The sequence below is a fragment of the Pseudomonas sp. ACM7 genome (genome assembly GCF_004136015.1).
GTDB classification, from domain to species: Bacteria; Pseudomonadota; Gammaproteobacteria; order Pseudomonadales; family Pseudomonadaceae; genus Aquipseudomonas; species Aquipseudomonas frigoris.
The window spans coordinates 1,478,247-1,487,278 of the sequence record NZ_CP024866.1 but is presented as its reverse complement, the minus strand read 5'-3'; the positions used below and the strand labels follow the sequence as shown (position 1 = coordinate 1,487,278).

Sequence of the window (9,032 nt, the reverse complement as noted above, 5' to 3'; positions counted from 1 at the left end):
CTGCGTCGTCTGGCGACAATGGAAGCGGCCCTCAACGAGGGCACGTAACTTGATGCGCCTGGGGCTTAGCGAAGCTCGCGCCTGCAAATCAGCCTTCAATGGCCGAGGCCCATGGTGGAGCTCAGGCGCATCTCATATGAATCAGGCGCTGCCGAAGAAACTATGGGGTCAGCTTGGGTTAGTTTCGGTACTGGATACGATAAACCGGCTTAGCCGCATAGCTTGAACCGCCGTATACGGATCCGTACGTACGGTGGTGTGAGAGGACGGCGGCTGTAAAGCCGCCTCCTACTCGATCCATAATCGGAAGAAAGTGCGCAAGAAGTTGCGCACCACTGCGCAACTTCTTGCGCACTTGGCTGCAGTCTTTGCAAGACGTGGCTTGCAGGGCAGTTGGGTCGCGAATATTACGATCTACTGCGCAACTTCTTGCGCACAATGGCCCAATGATGGCGCTCACTGTGCGAAGAAAGAGAATTTCATAACCTCCCAATTCGCATCAAGGTAGTTGAAGGTAATGCTGGACCCTTATGGTCGGCTGATCGAAGTCATTCATGATCCAGCGCGGCAAGTGCCTATCAAAGGGGTACTTGAGGCCATTCGCCGATACCAAAAAGCGCCGTACACACAACAAGAGCTTGAGCTGATCGATGACCTTTTATACATGTACGGATAATTGGCAAAACGCGATTCGGGATAGTCCAACAAGATCTGCCGATCAATCTGCCGCGCATCGTTGAACCCTGGCCCATCCTCCGACCGACACCACCGCACAAACGCCTGCCAGCGATCACTGTGCGCTTTGACCGTGCCGTAATGCTCACCGCCAAACAGGTCGCGGAGGGCCTGCGGCCCGGCATAACTCAGTTGTCGGCCATAGCCAAAATTGCGCCCGTCCCGTCTACCGACCAATGTCATGATCAAACTCCTCTCGAAGCCAAAACTTTTAAAACTTTCCCCACGTCATCCCGCCAAGAATGTTGAGTGTTATCAGGGATCAAGGCCCCTGCGACCTGTGAGGGTTGTCCACTAACGCGGGACTGACGGCTCTTTACGACCGGGAGCTTGGGCATCTCATGATCTGGCCTCCTGAACACCGTTACCGGTGGGCGGGCGGAGGTTGCATTGGCTGACGAGACCAGCGCCGTGGGATCCTGAGCCAGGTGAAGGCAGTGAGGCGATGACCGGGGCATCCCTGACTGTCAGTCAGGTGCAGTCCATTCCTTGGGCTGCGGCACCATCATCTGCATCACTGTTGCTGGTGACTTCGGTGTTTGTCACGCCGATTGTCACGAGGGGAAATGCCGCAAAGCCTTGTACGAGTTGGGCTGCAGCAGCGGTAGGAGCGCCCGTCTCTTTCCGGGAGAAAGAGACGGGCGCAGGTTGGCGCAAGGAAATGGCCAAGCGGATAGGTTGCTGCAGGGCAGCTATGAAAGGGAATGAGTTGCCGCAGTGGGCACGCTGGTAAAAGTAGGCATCCATCACATCGCTGTGACCGTGCGAGCCACCGGACGCTCATCGCACTTTGGGAGAACCACCACGGTGTGGCGTAGCCTTAAAGGTTCTGGCTACCTGGGTTGCTGTCAACGACAGCGCTTTGCCCGATCTTTTCTACGCCTGTGGATAATTGAGGTCAAGACTCCAATTTTCGGGAGTTCTGCGGCGGTGGATGAAATTATCCACCGGTGGAAATCAGTGGTTTTCCACAGACAGTTTGCGCGGGCTTTAGATTTCTTAAGTGAGGTCCATCCAAACAGGGCGGCTTTGCAGCCCTGTTTGGATGGACCCGCGTGGAAGGGCGGACTGCGGTGATCTCATTGGCTTACCAGTGTTGGAATGCGCCACGGTAGTTTTGCAAGGTTGTCGTCGAGCGGGTCGAATTCGTGAGGCATCAAGTGATCACTGAGTCGCCGTTGATTCTGTCTCGATAGGCAACTTTTGGGGAGGATCATCTTTGTGTGCATGGGATGCTGTTAGAGGCGGTGCAGAAGGGCGAGCGAGGAACTGATTAACGCGAGTATCAAATTGATCGCGAAGGTTGGCTGTAATGCCTTCTTTGAGGGCATCGAGATAGTCTGCATACCACTGCATCATGATCCGACGTTGCGGCAGGTATAGGGCTTGATTGTACTCACCAGAGATGCCGCCCTCGACGTGAGCCAGCTGGCTTTCGACATGATCCTTCAGCCAGCCATGTTCGCGGAGCAGCGTGCTTGCGGTATGACGAGTGCCATGGCTGACGAGTCGTCCTTTGTAGCCGATCTTGGCGAACACCAGGTTGATCGTGTTTTCACTGATGACTGGCTGCTTTTCACCATTGCCAGGGAACAGATACCGGCTGCGTCCAGTGCTTTGATTCAGTTTGGTAAGCATGGCGATCAATTGATGAGGTAGAGGGCTGACGTAATCTCTGCGCATCTTCATGCGTGCGGCCGGGATGGTCCATATCCCTTCCTCGAAATCGATCTCTTCCCATTTTGCATAGCGAACCATGCCGGGGCGGCTCGCCGTCAGGATTGTCATCCATGATGCAATCCTCGCTGGTAGCCGACTGGTGGTCTTGCTTAAGGCCCGGAGAAACTCAGGTAGTTCGTGTTCATGTAGGTGTGGGTAGTGTTGAGTGGGTGGTGGAGCTATCGCAATGGCATGGAGTTCGGAGGCTGGATTGTGTTCGCACAGGCCACGTGCAATGGCTTGACTGAAAATCTGTTTCAGCCAGGTCCTGGTCTTGTCCGCAACATTGAAGGCGCCTCGTTTTTCGATGCAGGCCTGCAGTTTTGCGCAGTCGCTTCGAGTGATGAGCTCCAGTTGCTTCTCGCCGAGCGCGGGCAGTAGATCCTTATCGAGATAGTCGCGGATCTTCTTCAGCGTCGCGCTGCTGCGGCCGGAGTCCGCTTTGAATTGGTACCAGTACTCCGCGGCTCGCCTGAAGGTGTTGAGCCCGGCCTCCTGCTGTCGTAGCTTGTCATCGCGGCGTTTGGCGCCGGGGTTGGTGCCTTGCTTGAGTAGGTTGCGGCATTCTGCAGCTCGTTCACGAGCTTCCTGCAAGGAGATATGCGGATACACGCCAAGTGACATGCGCGCCGCCCGACCCTGATAGGTGTAACGGAAGTGCCAGTACTTGCTGCCGTTGGGTTTCACCAGCAGGGCAAGACCCGAACTATCACTCAAGGTGAACGGTCTGTCGGCAGGCTTGGACGCTTTGATTTGCAAGGCGGTCAATGGCATCGCTGTACACCTCCGGTTCTCGAACTGGAATATGTACAGAAAATGTACCAAAAAGAGGCTGGCTTGCAAGAGATAGGGGTGGAACCGCAGAGACCAAAAAGCCCGCAGTTAGCGGGCTCTATGGGTGTTGAGTAGACGCTGGTAGTCGTCTATGTACTGCAAATGGTGCCCCGAGGGAGACTCGAACTCCCACTTCTTGCGAAAACGGATTTTGAATCCGCCGCGTCTACCAATTCCGCCATCAGGGCTCAATGGCGGCGAAGTATAGAGATGAGATTACCGTCGGTCAATCAGGTACATAGAGAATTTTCACTATTTCGGCTAGACTTCCGGCCCCTGCTAGACGAACCCCATCATGCGCGTTGCTGACTTTACTTTCGAACTCCCTGATTCGCTGATCGCTCGCCACCCTTTGGCCGAGCGTCGCAACAGTCGCCTGTTGACCCTTGATGGGGTCAGCGGCGCCCTGGCACACCGTCAATTCACTGATTTGCTCGAGCATTTGCGCCCGGGCGATTTGATGGTGTTTAACAATACCCGGGTGATTCCGGCGCGGCTGTTCGGCCAGAAGGCTTCCGGCGGCAAGCTGGAAATCCTGGTGGAGCGGGTGCTCGACAGTCATCGTGTGCTGGCCCATGTGCGTTCCAGCAAGTCGCCGAAGCCGGGGTCGAAGATCCTGATCGACGGCGGTGGCGAGGCTGAGATGCTGGCGCGTCACGATGCGTTGTTCGAGCTGGGCTTTGCCGAAGAGGTGTTGCCGCTGCTCGATCGCGTCGGGCACATGCCGTTGCCTCCTTATATAGACCGCCCGGATGAAGGCTCGGACCGCGAGCGTTATCAGACGGTCTACGCCGAGCGTTTGGGCGCGGTAGCGGCGCCGACGGCGGGGCTGCATTTCGATCAGCCGCTGATGGAGGCGATTGCCGCCAAGGGCGTCGAGACGGCGTTCGTGACCTTGCACGTCGGCGCTGGCACCTTCCAGCCGGTGCGCGTCGAGAAGATCGAAGATCACCACATGCACAGCGAATGGCTGGAAGTCGGCCAGGACGTGGTCGATGCCGTCGCCGCTTGCCGCGCTCGCGGTGGTCGGGTGGTGGCGGTGGGGACTACCAGCGTGCGTTCCCTGGAAAGCGCCGCGCGCGATGGTGTGCTCAAGCCGTTCAGTGGCGACACCGACATCTTTATCTACCCAGGCCGGCCGTTTCATGTGGTCGATGCCCTGGTCACCAACTTCCATTTGCCCGAATCCACGCTGTTGATGCTGGTTTCGGCGTTCGCCGGTTATCCCGAAGCCATGGCTGCCTATAAAGCAGCGGTGGAGCATGGTTACCGCTTTTTCAGCTACGGTGATGCGATGTTTATCACCCGTAATCCGGCGCCACGCGGCCCTGAGGAAACAGTATGAGTCGTATGTCGTTTGAACTGCTGGCCACTGACGGCAAGGCTCGTCGCGGTCGTTTGACCTTCCCGCGCGGTACCGTCGAGACCCCGGCGTTCATGCCAGTAGGCACGTATGGCACCGTCAAGGGCATGCTGCCGCGGGATATCACCGCCACGGGCGCGGAAATCATTCTGGGTAACACCTTCCACTTGTGGCTGCGTCCTGGCACTGAAGTGATCAAGAAGCACGGCGACCTGCACGATTTCATGCAGTGGAAAGGCCCGATTCTGACCGACTCCGGCGGTTTCCAGGTGTTCAGCCTGGGCGCGATGCGCAAGATCAAGGAGGAGGGCGTGACCTTCGCTTCTCCTGTCGACGGCGCCAAAGTGTTCATGGGCCCGGAAGAGTCGATGCAGGTCCAGCGTGATCTGGGCTCGGACATCGTGATGATCTTTGACGAATGCACCCCGTACCCGGCTGACGAAGACGTCGCGCGGGTATCGATGGAGCTGTCGTTGCGTTGGGCCAAGCGTTCGAAAGAAGCCCATGGCGACAATACGGCGGCGCTGTTCGGCATCGTTCAGGGCGGTATGCACCAGGATTTGCGCATGCGCTCCCTGGAAGGTCTCGACAATATCGGTTTCGATGGTCTGGCCATTGGCGGTCTGTCGGTGGGCGAGCCGAAACACGAGATGATCAAGGTCCTGGATTACCTGCCGGGTCAGATGCCGGCTGACAAACCTCGTTACCTTATGGGCGTTGGCAAACCGGAAGATCTGGTTGAGGGTGTGCGCCGCGGTGTGGACATGTTCGATTGCGTGATGCCAACCCGTAATGCCCGCAATGGGCATCTGTTCATTGATACAGGCGTGCTGAAGATCCGTAACGCGTTCCATCGCCATGATGATTCGCCGCTGGATCCGACCTGCGATTGCTACACCTGCCAGAACTTCTCCCGTGCTTATCTGCACCATCTGGACAAGTGCGGCGAAATGCTGGGTAGCATGTTGAATACCATCCACAATTTGCGCCATTACCAGGTGCTTATGGCTGGTTTGCGCGAGGCTATTCAACAGGGTACATTGGCCGCCTTTGTCGATGCCTTCTACGCCAAACGCGGGTTACCTGTTCCGCCTTTGGACTGAGTTTTCTGACCCCAAGATTCAACATTTGCAACTGGAGTGCTAAATGAGCTTTTTTATCTCTAATGCCATGGCTGACGCTGCTGCACCGGCTGCTGCCGGCCCTATGGGTGGTGGTTTTGAGTGGATTTTCCTGGTCGGTTTCCTGGTCATCTTCTACCTGATGATCTGGCGTCCACAGGCCAAACGCGCCAAAGAGCAGAAGAACTTGCTCGGCAGCCTGCAGAAAGGCGACGAAGTTGTGACCACCGGTGGTATCGCCGGCAAGATCACTAAAGTGGCTGACGATTTCGTTGTTCTGGAAGTTTCCGACACCATCGAAATGAAGTTCCAGAAAGGCGCCATTGCCGCCACGCTGCCAAAAGGCACGCTGAAAGCGATCTAAGTTTCAACTTCTACTCAATCGACGGGGCGCGCAAGGCGCCCCGCGTCATAAGCGGGCGGCGTGATGCTGAACAAATACCCTCTGTGGAAATACATTCTGATCCTGGCGGTGCTGGCGGTCGGTCTGATTTATTCCGCTCCCAATCTATATCCTGATGACCCGGCTATTCAGGTCAGCGGTGCAAGTACCGCACTGTTGGTCAATCAGGCTGATCTGGACCGTGTGAGCGCTGCGCTCAAGGAGTCCGGGATCAACGTCAAGGCTGCCACTTTGGCCGCCAACGGCAAGGGCGGTTTGATTCGTCTGACCAAGGCTGAAGATCAGCTACCTGCCAAGGACGTCGTGCGCAAGGCATTGGGTGATGACTACGTCGTTGCACTGAACCTGGCACAAACCACCCCGCAATGGCTGCGCAGCCTGGCCGCGCACCCGATGAAGCTGGGTCTGGACTTGTCCGGTGGTGTGCACTTCCTGCTGGAAGTGGACATGGACAAAGCCCTCGACGCCCGCTTGAAAGTCTACGAAGGCGACGTCAAGAGCCTGTTGCGTAAAGAGAAACTGCGCTATCGCAGCCTGCCGCAACTCAACGGTGCCATTCAGCTGGGCTTCACTGATGAAGCAACCCGCGAACAAGCCCGTGCGCTGGTCCGCAAGAGCTTCAACGATTTCGACATTGTTCCGGCCGACCTCAATGGCCAACCGGTGCTGCGTCTGGCGATGACCCCGGCCAAGCTGGCGGAAATCCGCGAATACTCCATCAAGCAGAACTTGACCACGGTACGTAACCGCGTCAACGAGCTGGGTGTTGCCGAACCGATTGTTCAGCGTCAGGGCGCTAACCGCATCGTGGTTGAGCTGCCGGGCGTGCAGGACACCGCCGAAGCCAAGCGTATCCTCGGCAAGACGGCCAACCTTGAGTTCCGTCTAGCTGCTGAGCCTGGCGCTTCGAAAGCGACTTCCGAAACCTTCGAATTCCGTGAGGGCAAACGTCCGCCGGCGCAGATCGAGCGTGGCTTGATCATCACCGGTGACCAGGTCACTGACGCCAAGGCTGGCTTCGGCGAGCACGGCACGCCAGAAGTGAACATCCGTCTGGATGGCCATGGTGGTGAGCTGATGAGTCGTGCGACTCGCAGCAACGTTGGTCGCAGCATGGCAGTGATCTTTATCGAGCAACGTCCGGTTACCACTTACGTCAAGCAAGTGGTCAATGGCGTCGAGAAAGACGTGCCGGTCCAGACGTTCAAGGAAGAGAAAAAGATCATCAGCCTGGCGACCATCCAGTCGCCGCTGGGTGCTCAGTTCCGTATTACCGGCCTGAACGGCCAGGGCGAGTCGTCCGAACTGGCGCTGCTGCTGCGTGCCGGTGGTCTGGCTGCCCCGATGTACTTCGCTGAAGAGCGCACCATTGGCCCGAGCCTGGGTGCCGACAACATCGTCAAAGGTATCGATGCATCGCTGTGGGGCATGCTGTTTGTCTCGCTGTTTATCATGGCCATCTACCGCTTCTTCGGCATCATCGCCACCGTCGCGCTGGCGGTGAACATGGTGCTGCTCCTGGCCCTGATGTCGCTGCTGGGTGCAACGCTGACCCTGCCGGGTATCGCCGGTATCGTGTTGACCATGGGTATGGCCGTCGACGCCAACGTTCTGATCTTCTCGCGGATACGTGAAGAGATTGCGGCTGGCATGACCGTACAACGGGCAATCAACGAAGGCTTCGGCCGGGCATTCACCGCGATTCTCGACGCCAACCTGACAACCTTGTTGGTCGGCGGGATTCTCTTTGCGATGGGCACCGGCCCGGTCAAAGGTTTCGCAGTGACCATGTCCCTCGGGATCTTTACCTCGATGTTCACGGCCATCATGGTGACCCGCGCGATGGTCAACCTGATCTTCGGCGGTCGTGACTTCAAGAAGTTGTGGATTTAAGGGGCTGCCATGTTACGTACAATCAACTTCATGGGCGTTCGCAACTTTGCGTTCGGCGTCACATTGTTCCTTACCGCGCTGGCTTTGTTCAGCGTCGCCACCAAGGGCATGAACTGGGGGCTGGACTTCACCGGCGGTACGCTCATCGAGCTGACCTACGAGCGTCCGGCCGACGTCACCAAGGTGCGTGAGCAGCTGGTCACTTCGGGTTATCACGAGGCCATCGTGCAGAGCTTCGGTGCAACCACCGATTTGCTGGTGCGTATGCCGGGTGAAGACCCGCAGCTAGGTCATCAAGTTGCAGAAGCGCTGCTGAAGGTCGGCGGCGACAACCCGGCGACGGTCAAGCGCGTCGAATTCGTCGGCCCTCAGGTCGGTGAAGAGCTGCGCGACCAAGGCGGCCTCGGCATGCTGATGGCGCTGGGTGGCATCCTGATCTACCTGGCTTTCCGCTTTCAGTGGAAGTTTGCGGTCGGTGCGATCGTTTCGCTGATCCACGACGTGATCGTGACCATCGGTATCCTGTCGTTCTTCCAGATCACCTTCGACCTGACGGTGCTGGCGGCGGTACTGGCGATTATTGGTTACTCGCTCAACGACACCATCGTGGTATTCGATCGGGTTCGTGAGAACTTCCGCGTACTGCGCAAGGCGACCCTGATCGAGAACATCAACATCTCGACCACGCAAACCCTGCTGCGGACCATGGCGACCTCGATCTCCACCTTGCTGGCGATCTCGGCCCTGTTGTTCTTTGGTGGCGACAACCTGTTCGGCTTCTCCATTGCGCTGTTTATCGGCGTGTTGGCGGGTACGTACTCGTCGATCTATATCGCCAACGTCGTGCTGATCTGGCTGAACCTGAGCACCGAGGATCTGATTCCTGTAGTGGCTACCGATAAGGAAGTCGACGACCGCCCATAACGGCTATCGTTTTCCAGCTGTCGGCCGAAAAGGCGCGAGT

At 57.4% G+C, this 9,032-nt stretch carries 6 protein-coding genes, 1 tRNA gene and 2 pseudogenes; 6 read left to right on the top strand and 3 right to left on the bottom strand.

All coding sequences use genetic code 11. The features are described 5' to 3' along the window. Window positions 1–226: pseudogene (locus CUN63_RS32070) on the top strand (group II intron reverse transcriptase/maturase); the annotation flags it as partial. Window positions 227–695: 469 nt separating this feature from the next. Here the strand turns inward: CUN63_RS32070 and CUN63_RS07055 are convergent. The 3 genes and pseudogenes from CUN63_RS07055 to CUN63_RS07040 form a co-directional block, all read right to left on the bottom strand. Further along, a pseudogene (locus CUN63_RS07055) lies at window positions 696–918 on the bottom strand (integrase); the annotation flags it as partial. Window positions 919–1,899: 981 nt separating this feature from the next. Next, window positions 1,900–3,228 (bottom strand): integrase arm-type DNA-binding domain-containing protein, encoded by a 1,329-nt coding sequence (locus CUN63_RS07045; protein WP_129438209.1) that lies wholly within the window; start codon window positions 3,226–3,228, stop codon window positions 1,900–1,902. 163 nt (window positions 3,229–3,391) lie between these two features. Next, window positions 3,392–3,476, bottom strand: a tRNA-Leu gene (locus CUN63_RS07040). A 107-nt stretch (window positions 3,477–3,583) separates the two neighbouring features. On the opposite strand from CUN63_RS07040, the gene queA reads away from it, so the two are divergent. From queA to secF, 5 genes are all read left to right on the top strand, one after another. After that, entirely contained in the window at window positions 3,584–4,633 is a 1,050-nt protein-coding gene (gene queA, locus CUN63_RS07035; RefSeq protein WP_064679573.1) for a tRNA preQ1(34) S-adenosylmethionine ribosyltransferase-isomerase QueA, read from the top strand. Window positions 4,634–4,638: 5 nt separating this feature from the next. Beyond that, entirely contained in the window at window positions 4,639–5,754 is a 1,116-nt protein-coding gene (gene tgt, locus CUN63_RS07030) for a tRNA guanosine(34) transglycosylase Tgt (RefSeq protein ID WP_161990833.1), read from the top strand. A gap of 43 nt (window positions 5,755–5,797) precedes the next feature. Further along, on the top strand, window positions 5,798–6,136 hold the full coding sequence (gene yajC / locus CUN63_RS07025; RefSeq protein WP_129438205.1) for a preprotein translocase subunit YajC: 339 nt from the start codon (window positions 5,798–5,800) through the stop codon (window positions 6,134–6,136). Window positions 6,137–6,199: 63 nt separating this feature from the next. After that, window positions 6,200–8,068: a protein translocase subunit SecD gene (gene secD / locus CUN63_RS07020; RefSeq protein ID WP_129438203.1), complete on the top strand. Its 1,869-nt coding sequence runs from the start codon at window positions 6,200–6,202 to the stop codon at window positions 8,066–8,068. A gap of 9 nt (window positions 8,069–8,077) precedes the next feature. Then, window positions 8,078–8,992, top strand: a complete 915-nt coding sequence (gene secF / locus CUN63_RS07015) for a protein translocase subunit SecF (RefSeq protein WP_129438201.1) — start codon at window positions 8,078–8,080, stop codon at window positions 8,990–8,992. Window positions 8,993–9,032: the final 40 nt, after the last annotated feature.

Bases quoted from the DNA above. Each gene is read 5' to 3' on its own strand.
- CUN63_RS07045 (WP_129438209.1), bottom strand. From the start codon at position 3,228: ATGCCATTGACCGCCTTGCAAATCAAAGCGTCCAAGCCTGCCGACAGA.
- queA (WP_064679573.1), top strand. From the start codon at position 3,584: ATGCGCGTTGCTGACTTTACTTTCGAACTCCCTGATTCGCTGATCGCT.
- tgt (WP_161990833.1), top strand. From the start codon at position 4,639: ATGTCGTTTGAACTGCTGGCCACTGACGGCAAGGCTCGTCGCGGTCGT.
- yajC (WP_129438205.1), top strand. From the start codon at position 5,798: ATGAGCTTTTTTATCTCTAATGCCATGGCTGACGCTGCTGCACCGGCT.
- secD (WP_129438203.1), top strand. From the start codon at position 6,200: ATGCTGAACAAATACCCTCTGTGGAAATACATTCTGATCCTGGCGGTG.
- secF (WP_129438201.1), top strand. From the start codon at position 8,078: ATGTTACGTACAATCAACTTCATGGGCGTTCGCAACTTTGCGTTCGGC.